Source organism: Rossellomorea sp. KS-H15a, assembly GCF_024195245.1.
In the GTDB taxonomy this organism is placed as follows: domain Bacteria; phylum Bacillota; class Bacilli; order Bacillales; family Bacillaceae_B; genus Rossellomorea; species Rossellomorea vietnamensis.
In genome coordinates this window covers 1,342,621-1,364,662 of record NZ_CP096886.1, presented here as the reverse complement: position 1 = coordinate 1,364,662, position 22,042 = coordinate 1,342,621, and the positions used below count along the sequence as shown (strand labels likewise).

Genomic DNA, 22,042 nt, shown 5'->3' with positions numbered 1-22,042 from the left:
CTAATACCATTATATCCTAAATTAAAACACCCACGAGACTTACCAATTCTAGTGGGTATTTGATAAAATTTAATTATTCTATTTTATATTAGTAGTCGGCCAAGTAAAGTTACTTTTATAGTATCGTGATTTTAATTTCGCCAAATCATATTCCCATTCACCGATGGCATAGCTAAACTTTTTCGTTCCATTTTTTTGCCCTTTTCTTAACTTTACATGTTGTGCTATTGTATATGCTACTTTACGTAACCCAATTTGTTTAACAGCAATTTCAAGAATTCTCCATCTATTCTCTCTGGATTTCCCTGTGATTTGGTAACCTAATTTTTTTAAATCGCTCTCTTCATTTAACAAACTTTTATCGTCCATTGATATACTGCTTTTGTTATCTGAAAGTTCAGTACTAGGCCAAGAAAAGACTTTGTGTTTCAACACTTCTTTGCCAGACCGTTTTTCAATTTTGTTTTCTCCATTGTACTCTCGTACATCTAACCACTTATTTCCTACCTTTTTACGTATATCTTTGTAAAGATTATTAGTGACATATACTTTCCCTTCTTTACTTACAGATAGTGCTTTTACTAAAACATAGCCATCTTCTTTTCGTGAAAATGTATCTTTAAAGACTTTTAATTGAATCCATTCTTCGGTTAACTCCTTGTTGGTTGTTGGAATTATATATTCATTACCACTTATTTTTGTTACATACATAATCTTCCTAGTAGCTCGGTTAGTGTTAATTTTATCTCTTTGGTTTTGATTAGGGGAAATATGTATTGTTTCTTTTTCAAGTTTTTTAATTCTTTTATTTAAGGAATTAAACAGTTTCTCTTTTTCAAAAGAATCTAGAGATATTACCTGTTTTTGATAAGACTCTACTTTTTTTAATTCTGAAGAAGAAACGTTAGTACCATTTAAAATATTTTTGAATAAGTTATAAAGAATAATATCCGTTTTAGGCTGTGTTAAATAAGCTGAAGAAGCTTCTACCTTTTTTAGCAACCTTCTATCTTTATTTAGGTAAAAGGCAAACCATAATAATCTATAGAAGTCGTTCAGCTCTATATTTGAATCAATATATTCCCATTTTTTTATCACTCTCTCAAAATAACTCAAGAGTAAATCATTCATGTTAAAGTGAAAAAAAACACTAGCGAGTTCACTTATAAAATTTGGATTATTCGTGTCCAATATTTGATCGGTAATACGTTTTACATTTGTACGGAGAAAGTTCTTAATTTCTTTTAAATGACTATACCTTTTTATAATTGATAAAACAGTCTTGTATATTGTATCTAGGTCCTGGACATCATTCGTCCGAAATTCAAACAAACCAATTAGATATTTAGTCAGTAGTTCAAGTTCTTCCTTATTAAGATTAGTATTAAAGGCACTAAGTCCTACAAGGGTATCTTCACTTTGTAGAAAATTGCTCTTTTTTTCAATACTAGAGGGTTTATTAATATTTTTATTCACTTGAGGTATAGGTTCCATTTGTTCCACTTTTTCTCTATTAGTAATTAAGAGTTTCAGTTCATTATTTTCTATTGAAATGGATCTAACTTCTTCTCTTAATGACAATATTTGTTGATTAAGTGACGTATTCACATTCTTGAATTCTCGAATTTGGGTTTCATAATCCTCAATTATCTCACTTAACTGACTTTCAATTAGAGCTAAAATTCTATCTTTAGTATTAGAAGTTTCCATTTAATACTTACTCCCTTTAAAACTTAATTTTCTAATATATCTTTTTTATCGGATTTTTCAGGAAAATTTTGATAGGTCTAAGTAATAGTCTATTCCGGAAGATAGATCGAATCTAAAATAAATGAGCTGGCAAACGCCAGCTCATAAAGTAATAAATTATTTTATATACCTCTTATATTTATTTCTAAATGTTACCGTACTCATCATTAACTCAGGAACTTTTTCTCCTTCCCAAGTATTTGTTGTATTAATACCATCATCATACAAAGAGATTATTTCCTCACAAACATCAATGACATCATTTAGTGAGTAATCCTTTCCTTCTTCATCTAATTTTTTCTTAATATGAACTGGTATTTGTTCTGGCCACTTGGATTGTTTTTTTGCAATAGGCTCTGCCATTGTTAAACTCATTCCTTCTTTATTATCTACTTAAGAGCAAAATCAACGATATCTAAATCGTCTGTATCTCTTAGATCATAATCAAACTCATTTATTAACTGATACATATTCTCCAACAGATCTTCCTCATAATTTGAGGCAGTCATATCTGCAAGAAGCTTTTCATGCAGCTTTTCAACACCACCAAGAACGTAACTTGTAAAAATTTTATTGTTCTCTTCTACTGTTTCTTTACTGCCTTCTTTAAAGGCCATCTTTATTCTTTCATCTACATCTGGTTTTTGAGAATTTAACAACATAACTAACCTGTAGAGAAACTTTAGTCTTCTTTGTTCTTTTATTAAAGTTTCTACAAATATTTTTGTAGTTTTTCCAGTACTTTCTTCAGCACCTAACTGGTTATAGTGAAGTCCTATAAGAGGGGCAATAAACAAAACATCAAGGTTTCTATTGAAAATACCGTATTCTTTATCGGTTAACTCATTTACAAGTTCTGCATGCTTACCTTTGAATATAAATTCTTTATCAAACATCTAATTAACACTCCTTGAGAACGGTACTAGTCTCTGATTGCTTTTTCAATTCATATGTTTTAGCTATTCTATTCTTCAGCACTTTCTCTGCATGATTCCAATCCTTATGCATAACAAATATTAAAATTTGTTCAGCTACTTCAGGCATTATCTTAGCGATATTTTCTATATGCTTTTCATCGGCATTAGAGAATGGTCCATCCATTACAAGGGGATAAGGTTCTGAAGTAAGTTCTAAACTGTTGTCAATACGATTTATATTCTCTCTTGCTAACTTGACTATTCCACATATGAACGAAAAACTAGTAACTATTTCAAGTCCTTTTGATTCATCAGCTTTATTAGAGAACCCTTGATTAATATTTGGCGTATCTAATTGATAGACATATTTTTCATTGATTTTGATTGATCTTGAACCATGGTACATTTTTTTAAAAATTTCATTTACTTTTTCTTCTAGTTTACCACGAAACTCTTTTTCATTCTTGTCATAGGAAGATTTTAGAATATCATTGACGACTTGAGCATATTTAATATATTCACTTATGTGTTTATTCTTTTCATCTGCTGAACTAAACTCCGTAATTTTTTTGACAATATCATTGATTTGTTGATCAATGCTGCCCAATCGTTCCTTTAATGATTCTCTCTGTTTGTTGTATTCATTAATTTTTTCTTTGAATAATTTGTTTTCTTTTTCAACTTCGCCAATATCTTGGAAAGAAGATATATCATCACTAATTTCATCGTTTTTCTCATGTAATAATGAAATTTCATTTTCATTTTCTCTGAATTTCTTATACTGAGTGATAAAACTCTCCTTTAGGTTGTTAGAAGGAGAAAGATGAAGAGAAGCATCGTTTCTAAAATTATTGATTAATGTACCTAAAGATTGAGGCGGTAAGTAAGATTGTTCTAGTTTTAAATGATTGATTGCATCTTCATTAGAATTTATAACTGTACCACATACACATTTACCTCTTTTTATTAAGAATTCTATAGAGTCACCATGCATCTCAGGTATTCCTTTATCATGCATTTTTTGCTTTTCTAATATTTCTTGTGATTTTGAGATCAATTTGGTACCAAAATACATAAATTTCTCATTGAATTCCTTTTTTATGCCTTTAAAAATTTCATTGTTCAACTTTCTCGTTGTTGTAATTGATTCTTCATTATGTTTTCTTCTTAGTTGTATCTCTTTGATTTCTTGATTTTCCTTTAATATCTTTTCATTCTTTTCAACCTGGTTTTGAAAATATTCTACTGAAGTTAAATTTGAAGTTATTTGTTCTTCAATTGATTTTTTCTGGTCTAAAAGATCACTCTTATTTTTTTGAGCTGTGTTCAATTCTGCATTCCCACTTAAGTCTAGACTTTCTCTAAAACGTCCTATAACTGAGTGTTTATGCCCAGCACTTAAATGTTCAACAGCATTGTTTAAGGCTTCAAGCCCTAATACTGTTTTTACCGCACGTGCTAGATCCTCTTTACCTTTTTTCTCATTTCTCCCTAAATTCTCTATTCTCTCTCCATCAAAAAAGAAATAAGATGTCAATTCTTCTGGTATGATTTTATTTACTGTATCTTCTAGGTCATGAGAATCTATGAATTTTGTTTGGCCGTCTTTATCTTTATAAGTTATTGACTGCTCTGCCTGCATTGCGATAACATCTACAGATGTCTTTTTATACTCTTGACTTCTCTCTATCGTATATTCAGTAGAATTATGTATAAGTACAAGTTTTACCTTTACATATTTTGACTCATAGAGTTTTAAATCCTGAGCGAGCTCAAGATTTAATAAAAAATCTTTTGTTTTAAAATTCGCTTTTCCATATAAAACCCAATTGAATGCTTGAAGAAGAGTCGTTTTCCCACTAGTATTCTCACCAAGTATTACTGTCACATTCTTATCTTGAGAGGTTCCAAAATCTATTGTATGTTTATTTTTATATTGTCTGAAATTTTCAAGTGTGATATTCTTAATAAACATTTTTTTTGACCTCCTCTTCAATAATTTTTTGAATTTTCTTTAACATTTCTTCTTTTCTATATTTCTTAGTTCTCAAATTATCTTTTTCTAGTTCCACAATCCTACGCATAATATTTTTGACTTTTCCATCATCTAAATTATTCAATGATTACACCTCTTTAATACTATATGCTTCCTTTAATTTGTCTATAAGTTTTAGCCCTTCTGTCTCATTTATAGCTAAAGATGAGAAGTCTTTAATTCTTTCTATCTCCTTTTTCACTAATGAAAGGTCAGCAGCAATTTCATGTTCGTTAAAGTTTTTAATTGTCTTTAGGTCTCTAGGAAGAGTAACAAAATCATAAATTATAGAGTATTCCTTACCTTCAGCAAGTCTCAATACTCTTCCTCGCCTTTGAATATACTCTTTAGGATTAGTACTACTTGCTAGAATAAACGCATTTTTAATTTCTGGAATATTTACACCTTCGTCTAAACACTTTATTGCTACAAGTGCTTGAATATTATTTCCTTTTGAAAATTCTTGCTTTAGTTTAATTCTCTCTTCTCGATTTTCTTCTGAAGTAAACTTTGCAACTTTTAGATTTAATTCATTACCTAATATATCTAAGACGTGAGTTATCTGTTTCGTTTCTTCTAAATTTATAACTCCGTCTAAATAATCTGGATCGTTTATTGTAGTAGCTCCACAGTATACTAATGTGTGCTTATCAAATTGTTTAGGATTTTTTAAGATTTCTTCCTTTAACTTACCTAATTTATCCACCGCTCCAGCTACATGTCTCGCCCGTTTAATAGCAATCTTCTTTCCTTTTTCGCTCAGTTTTTGTATTCCGTCCTCATTAAACATATAGCATTTTGCTAATTCTTTAGATAACTCCCTATATTGTTGTAATTCCGATGCTGACAAATAAGTAGCTATAGGATAATAATAATAAGGTGTCAACTTGCCTTCTCGAATAGCAACCTCTAACGAATAGTTAATACATTCAGATCCGAAATATTCTCTTAATGACTTAGTTCCCTCCGGGTCGCCATGTCTATCAATGGTTGCAGATAAAGCAAGTCGATAAGGGACATTATCTAATTGATAATTTCTCATATTTAGGGCTCCAAAATTATGAGCTTCATCTACAACTATAAGAACGTTGCCACTTAATCTATTTATTTGTTCTTGTACATAACTAGAGGAATAAGTAGCATTAGTAGTGATAAATAAACAACTTTTCTTAAACTGGATATTTAAATTCATGTCAAATTCAGTGACTTCTCTTTTAAGTCTTCTTTTCCAATCTTTTTGAGCAGAACTTGAATACCCAATTATTGGATTTACATTAAATTTAATTATATCCTCTACCCACTGCTCGACCAAATGTTGATATGGGCAAACAATTATAATAAATAAGTCATGGTGAACGTACTTCGACAGTTCAACTATAGCTGATAAACCAGTTATTGTTTTCCCCGTACCAGTGGCCATGTTAAATATTCCTTTAAAATTATTGGATCTCCAGTTGTTAATGGCTTCTAACTGGTAATCATATAAAGTCATTCCTTCTGGAACGGCAGGGTATGAATCTATTTTCTTTTTAACAATATAATTTTCTTTATTTTCAAAGACTAAATCGTCTTTTTTATAACTCAGCATTTTTTCTTCCACTGCTTTAGGGAATTTTATAACTTTAACACCAGAAGTATTATCATCCCATAACTCATCAAAATCTTTCTCTTTAGTTTCAACTCTTTTGTCGTCACCATTTACCCATGAAAAAAACACATCAATTGATTCAAAGTTGGATGAAAATGCATTTTGAGTCTCATTTAGAGATCCATTAAATGCTAATTTATTCTCATTTTTATCATACATAATGCCGATCTTCTCATGGTACATCCCTAGTTTATTTTTGGTTTCTAAAAAAGCAATCTTTATATCTAAGTAACCTTGACATATGAGGTTAGAGATAAAGTTTAATCTCTCCTCCTCAAACTCATTATGAGGTGCATAGAGACTTCTAAGAAGTGAATTCTCGATTGCTTTATCTCTATCTAAGTAACCTTTTGATATTGCTTCAAGATCTTTCTCGTCTAGTCTTGGAGAAGATATTAATTGAATTCGTCCATTATTTTTAATTAACCCCTCAATGCCCAGCGACAATTCGATCAATGAAGAAGAAGAAAAAAAGCCTACAGCTCTTTTGTATAATATAGAGTTACTCAAAACAGGGTTATAAAATGATTTAACAACATCATCATTAGAAGAACGGTAATCAGTCTTAATATTTAATTGTGTAAAATTCATCATTTATCATCTCAAATTTAGTAGAATAGTATTATTCAGTAATATTATAACAATAATATTACAAACATAATACAATTGTTGACAAAAAATACCCACCAGATTTTAGTAATCCAGTGGGTATTTCTTATTATGAAAACGAACAAACGCAAGGCACAGTTTCATCTTTAATATTTATAAAGTTGTCTACGCCTTCGCGATCCATTTGCTCTCGATATTCTTTTAAGGTGTATGGGCCACCGTTCTTCTTAAGAATAGATACATCCTTCTCAAAATGCTCTCGGAAGTTTTCTTCCATCTCTTCTTGCTCTTGATAACGATCTGGCCACATTTTATAAAGTAAAGCGTAGTGACCAAATCCACCACGTACGCACCGGCCGCCACAGTTTGCATGAGAGAATCCCATTTCATACATTCTTGGCAGTTTAATACCCCATTCATTTTGAATAATTGATTTTGCATCAATATCTTCTCTAAACGTCTCAATCATAGGGAATCTAGTTTCAATTGGCTCTAATGGGTAGTGCTTGTAAAATTCTCTTAGATTGTCCGCACGATGGGACTCGTGAGGTCCAATCCCAAAATATAAGATAGGTTCAAGGTTATGCTTGTCCCGGAGTTCCTCTAGGAATACAATCGTTTGATATACCTTTAACTCTTCAGAACATTTAGCTAATCGTGAGTTCCCTAGGAATCGGTAATCATAGAATACTTCTTCTGGTGTTCTACCATCGATTCTTTCGGTAATTTCTATTCCGATATAGTCAGCAACTTCATCCATGAAGCGGTAATTATCATCGTCTTCCCATAATGTATTGGTAAAGAATAATATACTATTTTCTTTCCCATGAGCTTGAACCATTTTGTATGCAACATATGAACTAGCTGCTCCCCCACTGAACATGGCTACATGGACTGGCTTTCTTTCCATTGTATCTCTCCTCTATTTTACAAACTCTTTTACTAGGTTGTAGATCATGTACTCAACTTCTTCTTTCGGAACGTTTCTTCCAGCATTTTTGATCATACGATGAACGTTCTTGTAGATTGTCTGAGTTTTTGTAGAGAGATCTACTTTAGTAATAGATTTGTCGTCTCCATTTAAACTAATGGTTAAATAGTCTCCTTCTGGTAAGGTTTCATTAGTAGAATTATAGTCTTTAAGAAGTAATTGTTCAAACATCTGATCCGTAGTATCCGACCATTCGTTTAAAGGAACTCCAACAACGTTGAGGATCAATCCTTCTATCCAGTTATCTTCTTCTGATTTCATAATTCCGTTTACCAAAGAGTTATTCTTTTTAACTATCGCGTCTTTAGTCTCTGCCCATTCATACATTTCAGCAAAGTTATTTACATTCAACAAGGACAGTACCCTAGTTTCTAATTCAGTTTTATATTCTGCCAAGAAAAGCTCTAATTCCCCTTTATGTTTAAGAAGAAGATTAAGATCATTTTGGTACAATTGATACAGCTTTTCTAAAGTAGATCTAGGGTCAATTTCACTTCTTTTAACAGTATCTCTGAATTCCTCAAGCTCTTTTCCTACATTTGTTGAAATTTGTGAAAACCTAGGTAAGTTCCTTAACCAATTAAGAAGACCGCTGCTTAGCATGACAGGGGTTGAACTGTTCATTGCATTCTCAGATACGTACTCTCCGAAGATAGTCTTGATTTCTGTAAAAAGAGGCTTATACTTTTCATCAAAATCATAATAGACAAACGTATACTCAGCAGCTTCTTCTAACATTGAATAAAGTTTTTCTCCAGTCAATCCAGGCACATACATTCCATTTCTATAGAACATAATCTGCTCCCATTTGTCGCGTATTAAGCTCACGAGGAGGATTGGAATTAAAGGTGCTCTGATGCCAAACGGTTTATTTTCTAAAACACTCGAAAGATCACTTAACTTTCCTTCAGTATTTTGCTCTAATAATTGTAGTAGCCTACTTCTAATTTCTTGTAAATCTGTAGATTCTATGTTTTCTAAATCGGTTATGTCTAGCTTGTTGTTCTTAAAAATGGTTGCATAGATTAAGTAGTCTGGGCCGTTACCTTCAATTTGTATTGAACTAGGGTAATCCGAAAGAACATGATCAACAACATTATAAGCAGCTTTCTTTTGAACAGAGTTAATTTTTCTCCTTACAAAAGAATCGTTTCGAACTTCTGGTGTATGTGGATAAAGGGTGTACATTAAGTTAGAAAGCACTTTTTCAAGCACAATATCATTTTTAATTTGTAGTTTTTTCCCTTTACGAATCCAGTTCAACTCAGAACTAAAACTAGTGTATGTGCTCATAAATTTTTGAATGGAATGGTAAAGATCCTCTAACTTTAAAGATAATTCTTTCAACAGATCTTTATCATTCTTTATAAAACTTATATCTGACTTTAAATCAGTTAAGATATGATAGTCCATCACTTGATTTATTATTTCTTCAATGCTCTTGTTGGCTATTGTAAAGTACGAATGTTCGTCATGGTCTTCATTACTGATTATTTCAGTAACACGTTGGTAGTCTCTTATATTTTCTAAAATAACGTAATGTACAACAGCATCAGCATTCATTTCTTCACGAACCTTGGCTGCATCGAAAGTTCCTTCAATAATTTCTGAGCTTAGACAAATATTAACTGTTGCAAATCTTGTCATACTCTTATTGTCGTTATAATCGTTGGCCAAGAAGAATTTTTTGCTGATCGTGTTTTGAAGAAGAGACTTTTTCTGATTTAAGGTTAAGTTAATGGTTTCTCTCCTAGACTGCACTTCCATTTCTAAGTCAATCGAACTTCCTTCAAAAAGCTCCCATTGTTCGAGTATTCGATTAAAACGAATCACCTTTAAACTTGTTAACTCTTTTAATAACTCTTTAGTTGTTCTCACATTATCATTAAAAGAAAATGACAAAAACTCCGTCGTCAACTTCTGGGAAGTGTTAAGATTACTCATCGTCCACAAAGTTATAAATTTAAATAAGTGGTTTAAGTCCGTCCTATTATCGGGAATCCTTCCAGATAGCCTCATATATATTTGAAGATTTTTATCTTCTATATGCTCTTCAAATTCCAATTCAGGAAAAAAGAAATCAAATAACTTACTAGAAAAATAATAGCGATCACTATTTTTTTCAATGTGTTGCTGTAATCCTCCAGCATCGTTGCTTTGAAGGAATGTAAATAACGTTCTTTCGTTTTGAGCAAACTTGTTAGACAAGTGTGGTAGAACAAATAGCGTAACAGGATGAATAGGATAAGCTCCTTTAATGACTAATCGTTCAATCTCAACTTGGTTCAGGTTTGAGAATAATGGATATTTTCTAAGCTCACTTTTCGTTGTTGCTGCCTCTTCAGAAGAAATTTCATTTCTATCTGACTCCGAAAGTATAGATTCTGTAATGCGTATGAATGTAGAGCGATCACTATCCATGTGATACAACTTAAACCGCTTTTCAATTCTTTGAAATTCATTTTGGTATTCTTCACTAAATTTAAAAAAGTAATGTCTTAAATTCTTGTGAGTAATGAACAAAAGGTGTAAATGTTTTGCATGGTTATCTGCAAGTTCAGCTAGATCTTGAAGGTCTTGCATTGTCTCGTGAATCATTGTTGTATTGATACTTTGTAAAAAACGTCCAAATTCATCATAAACAATAAATAACCCTATATTTTGTTTATCCAATTCATCCAAAACATATTTTAATTGTTCAATAAAATCTTCTTTATAATCAATGGAAAACTCAGCACCAGACGACAATATAGGAAAGGTTTCTTTAAACCACTGTATTTCTTCCCGGTCATAACTTTGAATTTTAATCCTCCATAATTCAAGGTCACGTCCTGATTCCTTCAATAATTTCTTAAATGATCGATAAGTCTTAGGAAAATCCTCTTTCCAAGTATCAACCATACTAAAAATTTTGGAGATTACTCCTGGAACAACAATATCCAGGTTGTTTTCATCAAGTGTCCTCATAATTGCTGATATGATGGACTGCCTAAAGCTTCCTTCGTTTCCGTTTAGTATGACTGGAAGATAACGTTTCTGGTTGCCTTGAATTTTAGTTAATTCGTTAAAGACTTTATCATCCACATTATTGAATTTCTTAATTAAATGGTTCATGGCAGATTCGTTTACACTTTTCGATGCCATACCCCCAATTAACGTCCCTAATAATGATTTCCCCGTTCCATAAGGTCCAACAATTATATGCGCACGTTTACTCTCTTCGTTGTTAAAGCCTTCTAAGATATTTTGTAATGATTCAGCGTGTGAAGGTGTTGGTAAGTAGTCTCTAAAAAACTCTTTTTTACCTAAGTCAAATTTAATATTCACACTAGATTTAAAATTTCTTTTCACCTTATTCATACTAGTGTCTCAGCCTTTCGTTTATATTCAAACTCTAATAATTCTAGAGATGAAATATCTGGAAGTCGCACGGTGTCTAGGTTGTTTGTTCTCGTAAATTGCAGAGGATACTTAGGGTGATACGTTAGTCCTTCCAACGCTTTTACAATTGAAGGACGACTTAAATTAAACACCTTACCCCACAATCCTTTATTTGTACTGATTTCTTCTACACTCACATTATCAATTTCATGTAGCTCAGCATATTTAATTAGTGAATAATACAACGCACTTTCACCAATCTCTTCAATGGCAGGAGATTTCTTTATAATCATGCCTTTGTTTTCTTTAATTAAACCAGTTTTATTTATTGGACTTTGGATCACTTCTTCAGGATCAACTACACTTTGTCCTGCAGTGTAAAGTTTAATCATGCAATCAATATCCCGCTTTAACGATCGTTCCGAAAACTTTTTATCTTCATTCGTATTCACCCAGTCAACTAGCGAGACGTGTAAGTCTTCTTTACTTATTACACCATTAGAAAAAATGTTAAAGAACCAATACCATGTGGTTGCAGGCTCCATTTGATGTACAAGATGAAAATGAAGGATTGAGGCAGTATCGTTAAATTGAATAAACTTGTCATAGTTATATAACACTTGTCCTAACGGAGTAAGAAGATGGATTTTCTTTCTTTCTTCATTAAACTTCTCTTCCACTACTCCTGTAGCTACCACCCAAAACCTTAAAGATTTAACCATGTTCTTTCCTAGTCCCATCTTTTCAAAAGCTTCGTCATCATAGAAGAATCTTTCATCTTGTTTCAAGTGCTTAATTGCTTTATTTAGCCATCTATCTCTTAAATAGAAACTCTGATGTTGTCCATATGCCATAATTAAATCAGCCTTCCAAATTCTATAGTAACACTTCTGGAGAGACGTCTCCAGAAGTCGTTTTTGCCGATAATAATGCACCTAGATATCTCATCTAGATGCATTATCAATTCATTGAGTAGCTTTAAAGTACTTCAATAATGCTCTTTTCACCTGAGGTGTAAGGAAAGGGCTTTTTCCTCTAGTCACTTTCTGACTAGCTGTCTTAGCCAAGAAGTCACCTTTCCCTCCTAAATTTTCTGCTCCGCTTTCTCCTAAAATAACTGAAGAAGCAGTTGAATCTGTTGCTCTTAGGGCGAGTCTTGCACCTAAGTTATTTCGAATGTTGGTGTTGATGATGTCAGATTTTGGGTTTTGAGTGCAGATGATCAGGTGAATACCTGCCGCCCTAGCCTTTTGACCAAGTCGCAATATCGCATTCTCTACTTGGCTAGCAACCTCTTTTTCTTGACTCATGAAGTCCGCAAACTCATCAAATACACAAACTATTCTTGGTAACCTATTTTGTGTAGCATCAATGTATTCATCTAAATTACTAGCAAACTCATCCTTAAACAACCCATATCTTCTTTCCATTTCTTCAACTAGCATATTCAGCTTAACAACTGCATCATCAATACTAGTCACTACATCTTGCGTATGAGGTAAGTCTTCATAGATAGAGAACTCTACTTGTTTCGGATCTATAAACACATACTGTAGTTGTGATGGTTCATAGAAGCACATCGTTCCTAAAATAATAGAGTTGAGCGTGACACTCTTACCACTTCCCGTAGTTCCACCAGTGAGAAGATGTGGTGTTGAAGGATCGGATAAATCTATATTTATGACATTGTTTAATGGATCAAAGCCTAGAGGAGCAACTAAATTTGAGCGTTTAATTGTATCATTAAGTTGCTTCCTTGCAATGGCCATAAACTCTTCAAAGTAAATGGTATCCGGATCTTCCCTTACAATATCAATATTCAATCCATGTTTATCAATGAATAGATTGGGCTCTTGATCTAAACCTAACCAAATTTGAATATCTTTCTTTCTTCTTAATATTTTATCACTGTTTAATGATGAAGGGAGTGATAAAGTTAAACGAACAACGCTAGATCCCACAACCACATCTTGAACCTTTACGTTTAATCCGTTTCGATTAAAATGTGTTTCAAGAGTAGATACATACTTTCTCTTTAATTCAGAATGATCATTAGATTTACTTTCGTGTTCAATCTCAAGATCCTTTAGTGCTAGTACTTCAGGATACTCATTGGATAGATTAATATCAGGCATAGGTGGATCTACCACCACTTGATCATCCTGGTTATCATTATCAGGAACTCCATATGGATCAGTATCTTCTTCTCCTCCATAATGTTGTTCATCACCAGAATTACCTAGTTCTTCAGAACCTTCATCTGGCCCATTTTGAGGATCCTCTTTATTAATTTCATCATCTTTCTTACCATTAACTTCTTCATCATCAGTCAGTTCATACTTTTCATCCTTAAGTATAAGGCTCTCAGAGAACGTATCTGTACTGTTCTCTAATTCTTCATACTCTGGTTCATTAATGTTGTTCGCCCCGAGAGACTTTAAGATATATGCACGATTGAATATATAGTTTTTAAACTCACCTTCAATCATGTCTACATAAACGTCCTCTTCAATCGATTCAAAACTATTTTGATACAGGTTGGACGTGTAGCAATAGGCATCAATAGATGTATGAATATTGACTTGGATTTCATCCACTTTTGCATTTTGAAGTTTCTTTAGTAAATATGCCCCTTCAGGTGCATATGTCCCCTTCTCGATAAAGTAATGAACTAACTCATTTCTCCAATATTCTGCATCCGCCTGGTTCTGATTAAAGTCGAATAAGTTTTCATATAACGTTTTACCTGACTGAATTTGTTTGATGGCATCGTATCTTTCTCTTTCGAAAATAGCTTGATTAACAAACTTCAGTTCAAGTAGTTCAAAGTTTAATGAAATTTTCCCATCATTCTCTTTAATGGTCGTAATGACTAAATCTGGTCGTCTATTATTTTTTTTGAACCAAGGTAACTCATCACATACTGACCACACTTGCAGATCATGTTCTAACTGAGAACGACGATTCATGCTTAGATAAGTAGCCACTAACTCGTGAGAATATTTTCCTGGGCCAATCGCCTTTAAGACTAGGGCACCAGAGATAGACTTAACTTGATTAACAGCTTCTTTCACATTTTCTTTACTAATGTTGTCATTTTTCAAGATGAGAGAAAGTTTCTTAGTCAATCGATCATAATACTCATAATCGTGTTTATTTGAATTCAGCTTCTTAATATACTCTGATGAAGATACAATCAATTTAAAATTCTTGTTTGCTCCAGCTTTAGACTTATATTGAATGATTTGAGCTTTTGATGAAGCTTTTTCTAGTAAGGACTTATCCAGGTACCGATCCATGAACATTATCCAGTTGAAATTCTCATGCATGTAGTCAATCAGAGCATTATCAGAAAAATTCGATAATGAAATTTTGTTCTTCAGAACATATAATTCGTCTTCTTCTAGTATTTCCTTTTTCTGAAAAATATATTGCAACTGATAAAAGGACTTAAGGGTGCCAGGTAGATGCTCACTCACATATGAAATCCTTTTTAAGCTTTCCGTTTCGAGAAGTGGCTCCTTATACACCAAATTAAACCAGTCTCTCGACTCTTTCACATCAACCTTATCAAATTCATATTTCACCTGATTGCTTTGACCAAAGTAATCAGCTAATACTACTAGATCTGCATCAATCATATGGGCATTAATTTGATTTGAAATTTCATTAATGGTATTCCCTGAGATAACCTTCACTTCAACAGTTGGGAACTTGCTAAACCTATCTGGATTGGTGTATTCCTCTTTCTGCTTAATCCACTGGTTGATCTTCTGATGAATGCTTGCAGCTTGTGTGGAATGTACGGTAATTTTTAACTTATTTAAGGTTTTATGTTTGTTAAACAAAGCATCAATAGATTTAGTAATAATATCTGCACTTTGACAATAAAGGAAAAGGATATCTAAACCATCTTTAGCATAAGGGTATACCTCAAAGTAGTTTTTGACACTCTTAACTAATTCCTCAGATAACTCGTTCGATAAATAATCCATATTCTCTGAGCGTTTTGTATTTAGGATAAATTGCCCTTCACCTAATACCTCACTGACTTCAATTAGGAAAGAATCGTCTCCATCACTAGAGAAATATCTTGGCGCCAGGTTAAGAGTTTTTTCAGTAACATATTCAAGGTAGTCTTCTAAATTTGTAACCTCTAAATCATCATTGACACTTCTATCTATCCAATCGATAATTTGAGATTCGAGTTTTTCATATCTTGACACATAACTTACTAATCGAATAGGATTCAAAATTGTCACTAATCGTTCGTCACAGAAACCAGACTGACCTAATTTAACATTTAGAGTATCTATAGAACCAATATAGTTTATATATCGGTATATATGACTTGCAATATCTACAGAAGATGATACACCAGATAGAACATTTTCTAAATTTCTTTTAAAATTGTCAATATCAATGCTAAAAACACCCGAATGTATGATTTTTCTTAGAATCGTAGAATATTCTTCTAAGAAACCAGAGAATTGTCTATAGTGCTCTTCAAATCCTGCTTGATTAATTGATAGGTATCCATCAACTCTTTCATAAACCATTTCTCTAACATCGAGCAATTCAACTTCATCTTCTTGATAATTCTTAATATGAGGAATTTTATTTTCCTCAATTAAATCTCTGAATGAAAGAAGTTGTAAATTATCAAACCCTCTTACCTTAAACGATTCAGAGCCTAAAAATTCTCCTTCATTTAGTAAGCGAAGTTTAAACGTTAGCTCATCATTTGCTGTCTCATCGATATTGATCGACTTTAAAGACGTTTCCTTAAATGTAATGTGACGAACAACATTTGATATCTTAGATAAATAAACCGTTAAGATTTCTACCATTTGATTCGTAATCTTAGATGCATGTACAGTTAATTCAAACTTAGCATTTTCACTAATCTTGGCTGAATATTCTTCGATTAACGAAAATGATTCGTATTGAAGTGCATTGATTAGGTCATGGTAGTCTTTAGGATGACGAAGCTTTTCAATTCTTCGCGAAATAACTTTATCCAGTTTCCCACTTTGAGAAAGCTGTTCTTCAAATTCTTCTAAAAAATCTTGAATGGCATCTGGATTTTGATTTTTTTCTACTTCATTAATACCTTCTTCAATTTTTTCAATTTCTTCTTTTGAAGGACTTCCATTGTGAATTAGTGCGTCTCTTAGTTTATCCGGTAAGGTCGTCTTGGTTTTGAAATTTAAGACCGTTTCTACCAAATGAAAATCATAAGCTAATAAATCAAGGTTCTTCTGATTTAAAAAATCAATAACCTTTTCTTCAAATTCTGAAGGATTAATTCCGTTCCATAATTCATCAGAAAAATTGTTTTTCTCTTCTGCTTCAATAAAATTGTAAAGATTATTTTGTAACTTTTCAGTATCTAAGTCACCATTGGGCTTTTGAAGATTCGCTAATAAAAAGTTAGCACGCAATCTTTTTCTTCCCTTTGCTCCAATCACTAAGCTCTTATCTCTAAATAAGTTCAATTCCGGGAGATTCGTTTGAATCTTCTCAATGATAGAGGGTGAGTCTTGATTCACGATTTTTTCTATAAATCTTAGTATAAACCGAAGTTGTGGTTCGGTAAGGCTACTATACATATTGAAAAAGTCTTTTAATGTATCAATTTCAGCCGCGGCTAGTTGGAATTCTTCAGATAATAAAGCAAAAAGGCTTTCAAGTCCAAAATCAGATAGCAAATACGCCTCATCAATGGCAAATAGATTCTCTAAACTCTGAGCTTCGGGAGTCATTTCATTAATAATGATCACCAAAGCATTGCCAGAGAACGTATAGTTTCTTAACCATGTACTTGTTTCAATTTCTTTCAATTTGTACTGATTGAAACCTTCAACAGCTTTAATAGTACGTACATTAGGAGTGTAATACTTTTCAAGTTTGGATCCCTTATCATCTATTTCATATAGCAACGAACCAACATTATCGTCAGTTAAGCCGTTAACTTTAATAAAAAGTTTATTGGTACCATCTTCGCTCTGTTCTTTAAAATGTTCTAGTAGGATGTGAAAAACCCATTTTCCTAGAATTTCATTATACGTAATCATTTTGTCACCTGCCTTGCTTGTTCATATGGATTTCTAATCATTGCAGTTGCATCTGAATACTCAATTAGAAGTCCATTATGTCTTAATTTCTCTCTTAAGGCATACTCATTTCGTTGAAAGTAACTAACATTCAATTTTGATTTTTCATAGATTCCATCTTCTTTTGCCTGCAACTCACCAACGATGAATCCATATTTTTCATAGACTTTTTGTAAGAAAGCATGGAATTCCATCTGTTGACCGGGTTCTAAATTGCCATAAACTAGAGCCTGAATAAACGTGTCAGACATAAAGTATCTATACTTACTTCCACGTCTGAAGCCTCCATAACCACCGTCTCTTGTAAGTCCCCTCACAATGCTTAATTGATGCTTTTTCAATTGATCTGAAACTATATCTTTTACAACATTAAATAAGTTAATCATGACTTTATCATAAGAGTCGCATTTTTGAATGACTTTAACGACCTTATTTTTTCTAACCTTCGAAAGACGACTAAGCCCAAGTAGCTCAATCAACAATGCTGGATCAGCATGCCAACTTTGTAAATTTTCGTCCACAAATTCTTTTGATGGGATCTTATCATCAAATGTTTGCTTAAAGAAATCTTCAAACTTATTTTTAATAAGCAATTCATTATCACTAAATGATCTAGCTGAAAGTTTTTGAATTGGCCCTACTTGAGCATCTAAGCAATCAAAGAAAAAGGTTACCTTGTCCAATTCGGTTAATTGTGCTCTTTTCAACATATATCTACCTAATTGGAAGGTAATGAGACTAGTCATCAATTCAAACAACTCATAGATATCAATGTTTAAACTAATGAGATTATAGAATTCTTCTGCGAACTCGGAATAAATGGCATCATCCGTAACGGGTAGCATAGGGTATTCTCTATTGTTTCCTGCATCTTTCTTTAAAGGATAAAGGTCCGAACTACCACTATTGTCATCTTTTAGACGAGATGAGATTTTTGAAACAATATTTTCGATTGCTTTGTTCTTACCTAGTAAAGACTTAAGACGATCTTGAATTTTCTCTCGCAAGACTAAGTTGTTCTCTGTACCATAAGACAACATTAGAAAATATAGTTCTCCACCTCGAGCAAAGAAATTCCGTTCAAAACTATAGGACTTTTGATTACCTTTGCTATGAGTTCTAAGCTCAAAAAATAACAGTGATTCATGCAAGGGATATAAAGTCTTTGCATACCAAGAGCGGTTTGCTGATTTTCCTGTCCCATCTGTCAGAGGAATTTCTAAGTTTCGAAAGAAGTCCCTTATGACATTTAATTCATCTTTGTTATCTACCAACTCATATAATGATTCTTTTTGTTCAGTCGTTAAACTGACAACACCTGTTTTTGCTCCTTCTTTATCTCCTTCAAAGATAAATTGTCTTAGTCCTGTTGAGCGTACTCGGGAATAATTATTCGCGCCAAAGTCATACTCCGTACCTTTTAATACATTCAGAAACTCCAGAACATATTCAGCACCTTTTTGTCCATCTTTGAATCGATGCCCCCATATTTGCGCAGATAGCTGCGTTGAGAACTCTTCTACACTTTGTTTCTTTGTAGTCATTTAAGTATCTCCTTTATAACAAACTTATTTCGTCATCTATAAAGAGTCCAGTTTTGTTATCGTATCTTAAGATGTTTAATTCATATTCTTCCGGTTCACTTATTCTTATCAACTCATTCTTAAAGGTATCAATCAGGATCTCAGCTTCTTGTTGAAGAACATTATGGGTGCCTCCACCACTAGCTCTCATAAGGTATTCAAAAACGGCTAAGTTCATATTTAAGGAAACTTCATCCTTTACCGATATTTTGAAACTAGAAGATAGTCGATCTAAATCAGTTCGTTCTTCCTCTTCTTCAATATCTACATCTTTCGACCTAAACTGCTCATATATCATTAAGTTCTTATTAGTGGCAAATAAGTGTTTATTGTTCATTTCAGTCAGTCGACCTGAAAAAATTCGATTTAGCCCATTTATCAAGTCCCGTTTCATTAATGCTTGAGCTTTAGAGTTATCAAATAATCTTACATATTCGTCGACATATTCAAATGGCAATAGTTGATTTCCATTTACGCTGTCTTCGCTTACTGTTTCGTAAAAGTATTTTCTTCTTAATTTTGGAATCCACTCGTTTACAATAGAGTGATCCTTATCAACATCATAGTCACGATACAAGGTTAATTTTTTCTTAAAGTAACCAAGTTGTAGGTCTAATGAATCTCCAATTAGCTCGTTATGTGCTTTCTCAGATTCCTCGTCTCCATTAATATCACCGTTAATGATGAAATCGTCTATTGAAGAGTGGGAATAAACTCCCGGATCTAAAGCTTTGAATATTTTCAATGCCTTCATTTCTGAAAAGGCATTCTCATCTAATTCATGACCATAGAAATTCTGATAGTAAGGTTTCTTTGTTTGATTTTCAATTTCTTTATAATTGGCATTTAGTACATCATCACATGTATATCCACCTGTTAACATGTAACTAATGTGAATTAACATTTCCCTCATAGTAATATGAGTATCTAAATAGTCGAGCAACTTGTACTGTTCTACGATTTTATCTTGTATATGATTTTGAGAGGTCCTCTGGTGATTCATATGTATGATACATCGTTCTTGCTTTGGGCACCCTTGGCATGCTTCCCAGTTTCCAGGTTTATTCCACTCCGATAGAACTTTCTCTACATAAACAGAAGAAGTTACATCTAATAAATTAAAGATGCTAAATTGATCAGAATTATTCTCATGTGACTTAAAGCGAGAAGTTACTTGTTGTTGTAATTTGTTTAAATGTTCATACTGCGACAAAAACTTCGTCAGTTTTCCTTCATTCGCTGCAACAAGGTAATATACTTTTTCTTCATTTCCAGAAGTTATTATTTGTTGCAGATGCGCTAGTTCATTTTCAATAATGTCTTCTTTTAGCTCCGACAAATCTTTAACGATTCTTATTTTCCCATTACTAAAAGGGAACTCAACAATTCCATCTTCCGGCCAGTTTTCTAAGTTACCCTTATTAAAATAATCATGAACGATCCTACAGAGCCTTGTTTTACCATCACCGGCATTACCTGTAAGAATGATACTTTGAGGATTAGTTTCAAATAAATTTATAAGTGTCTTTTCAATCTTCGTTTCAATAGTAAATGAATAAGAATTTCCATTGTTTGAATCAATGGTATATTCATCGTAAATTTTGGAATGGTTAGGAGACAATACGTTGTATTGATCTAAATAGTAAACAAAAGAGTTTCCTTTCAAAATTTTTCCTCCTTCGAAAAATTTATATATTTATACGAATTTCATTTTTAACATGTTTGTATTTATATTGTAATATAAATACCATAAAATTTCAGTGATTCGGCAATATTTAACAAATCCAAAAGATTGATATATTACCATTTTACTACAGTTAACACGTACTCTAAAGGAAGATCATACTTAATTCATCATATCCTCACCATAGCATTCACCCTTACTTAATATTTGGAATGGTCAAATAACCTTAAAATAACGCAAAATAAAAAGCCCTCTGTTTTATGAGAACTTTTCGAAACACCCTCCTCTTCTTACTACAACGTAATACTCCTTTTACTCGTCAACTCTAATATTATTAAAATCAGATAGGTATTCCTCATAGTATGAATTCATGTTTAATCAATCATCTACCTTAATCAAAAACACCTTTTTTTGAAATCTCCCACGCTTCTCAGCCTTAACTTTCCGTACTTTTTCTACTTCTTCAATAGTAGATCCATGCTGCTTAGACAAAGCCCTGACAACCTCCAAGAGATCAGCAAGCTCTTCCACAGCTTCTCCATCCGTTTCAGCCTCACAGTATTCATCAAGTTCCTCATAAGCTTTTTCTTTTAAGTACTTTATGTAGTCTTTATCGTTGAGGATCTTTGTTGAAAACTCCTTACCTTTACTTTCAATGATCTGTGGGATTTTATCCCGTACTAACTTGTTGTAGGTCGGCATATTGGTGACCTCCTATAGATTATATTATCTATATTTTAACATTTATATGGAGTCCATAGAGCAAATATGGGCACATCAGTTACTTTTTTACCAATTCTCAATCCCTATTAGGCATCTGAATGTAGTGATCCCTTTGAAATAACCAGTGGTAAAAATAAATTTAATATATTTTACATAATTTGTAATAATCCTACTTGCTGTTCGTGGTACATGATTTTCCCCAATTTGATAATGGTTCTAAAAAGGGGAGAATCCTTTGGTAAAAGAAGAAAATAAGCCTTTTGCGGAATTACTGGGAAAGCTACTGAAAAGAAGAAGGGTTGAAATGGATATGACCCAGGGTGAGTTTGCCTGGATCACTAAAATGTCTGAAGAAGGCTACGGAAGGATCGAGAGAGGAGAAAGTATTCCAACCTCACTAACACTTAGCAGAATACATAATAATACAGGAATAAGTATTGACCGGATTTTTCAGGAAATTGATAGAATAAAGAAAGCAAATAAGCCAAAAGAATGACTTGATAGTTAATTGGGGGGATTACCATCAAGAAACAAGAATTGATTCTATTAAAAGGGAAGCACACATATAATTTTATGATTGTTGGTTTTTCCCGTGAGCAAGATTAT

General features: G+C 32.7%; 14 protein-coding genes. 1 reads left to right on the top strand and 13 read right to left on the bottom strand.

The annotated features are described in order from the left end of the window. Positions 1–78: 78 nt before the first annotated feature. The 13 genes from M1J35_RS06910 to M1J35_RS06850 form a co-directional block, all read right to left on the bottom strand. Positions 79–1,710, bottom strand: a complete 1,632-nt coding sequence (locus M1J35_RS06910; protein WP_254653168.1) for a hypothetical protein — start codon at positions 1,708–1,710, stop codon at positions 79–81. 156 nt (positions 1,711–1,866) lie between these two features. Then, positions 1,867–2,112 carry a hypothetical protein gene (locus M1J35_RS06905; RefSeq protein ID WP_254653167.1) on the bottom strand — a complete coding sequence of 82 codons (246 nt, stop codon included), beginning with the start codon at positions 2,110–2,112 and terminating at the stop codon, positions 1,867–1,869. A gap of 26 nt (positions 2,113–2,138) precedes the next feature. Further along, positions 2,139–2,645 carry a hypothetical protein gene (locus M1J35_RS06900; protein WP_254653166.1) on the bottom strand — a complete coding sequence of 169 codons (507 nt, stop codon included), beginning with the start codon at positions 2,643–2,645 and terminating at the stop codon, positions 2,139–2,141. 4 nt (positions 2,646–2,649) lie between these two features. Next, a complete protein-coding gene (locus M1J35_RS06895) occupies positions 2,650–4,641 on the bottom strand; it encodes an AAA family ATPase (RefSeq protein ID WP_254653165.1) in 1,992 nt (663 codons plus the stop codon). Continuing rightward, the gene (locus tag M1J35_RS06890; protein ID WP_254653164.1) at positions 4,631–4,786 is read right to left on the bottom strand and encodes a hypothetical protein; all 156 of its coding nucleotides are present in this window, start codon (positions 4,784–4,786) and stop codon (positions 4,631–4,633) included. The genes M1J35_RS06895 and M1J35_RS06890 overlap by 11 nt, the downstream gene beginning before the upstream one ends. Before the next feature lie 3 nt (positions 4,787–4,789). Beyond that, positions 4,790–6,943, bottom strand: a complete 2,154-nt coding sequence (locus M1J35_RS06885) for a DEAD/DEAH box helicase family protein (protein ID WP_254653163.1) — start codon at positions 6,941–6,943, stop codon at positions 4,790–4,792. Between the two features lie 124 nt (positions 6,944–7,067). Beyond that, the gene (locus tag M1J35_RS06880) at positions 7,068–7,868 is read right to left on the bottom strand and encodes a hypothetical protein (protein ID WP_254653162.1); all 801 of its coding nucleotides are present in this window, start codon (positions 7,866–7,868) and stop codon (positions 7,068–7,070) included. Between the two features lie 12 nt (positions 7,869–7,880). Further along, the gene (locus M1J35_RS06875) at positions 7,881–11,309 is read right to left on the bottom strand and encodes a hypothetical protein (protein WP_254653161.1); all 3,429 of its coding nucleotides are present in this window, start codon (positions 11,307–11,309) and stop codon (positions 7,881–7,883) included. Continuing rightward, complete coding sequence (locus tag M1J35_RS06870) at positions 11,306–12,184, bottom strand: DUF4007 family protein (RefSeq protein WP_254653160.1); 879 nt, start codon at positions 12,182–12,184, stop codon at positions 11,306–11,308. The genes M1J35_RS06875 and M1J35_RS06870 overlap by 4 nt, the downstream gene beginning before the upstream one ends. A gap of 111 nt (positions 12,185–12,295) precedes the next feature. Next, positions 12,296–17,407 carry an FtsK/SpoIIIE domain-containing protein gene (locus tag M1J35_RS06865; RefSeq protein ID WP_254653159.1) on the bottom strand — a complete coding sequence of 1,704 codons (5,112 nt, stop codon included), beginning with the start codon at positions 17,405–17,407 and terminating at the stop codon, positions 12,296–12,298. Further along, positions 17,404–18,990, bottom strand: coding sequence for a hypothetical protein (locus M1J35_RS06860; protein WP_254653158.1), 1,587 nt, complete (start codon positions 18,988–18,990; stop codon positions 17,404–17,406). Before M1J35_RS06860 ends, M1J35_RS06865 begins: the two co-directional genes overlap by 4 nt. A gap of 13 nt (positions 18,991–19,003) precedes the next feature. Further along, positions 19,004–20,695, bottom strand: a complete 1,692-nt coding sequence (locus M1J35_RS06855) for a hypothetical protein (protein ID WP_254653157.1) — start codon at positions 20,693–20,695, stop codon at positions 19,004–19,006. 396 nt (positions 20,696–21,091) lie between these two features. Then, positions 21,092–21,415, bottom strand: coding sequence for a nucleoside triphosphate pyrophosphohydrolase (locus tag M1J35_RS06850; protein ID WP_254653156.1), 324 nt, complete (start codon positions 21,413–21,415; stop codon positions 21,092–21,094). Positions 21,416–21,671: 256 nt separating this feature from the next. Here M1J35_RS06850 and M1J35_RS06845 point away from each other — a divergent pair, with 256 nt between their 5' ends. Next, entirely contained in the window at positions 21,672–21,932 is a 261-nt protein-coding gene (locus M1J35_RS06845; RefSeq protein WP_254653155.1) for a helix-turn-helix domain-containing protein, read from the top strand. Positions 21,933–22,042: the final 110 nt, after the last annotated feature.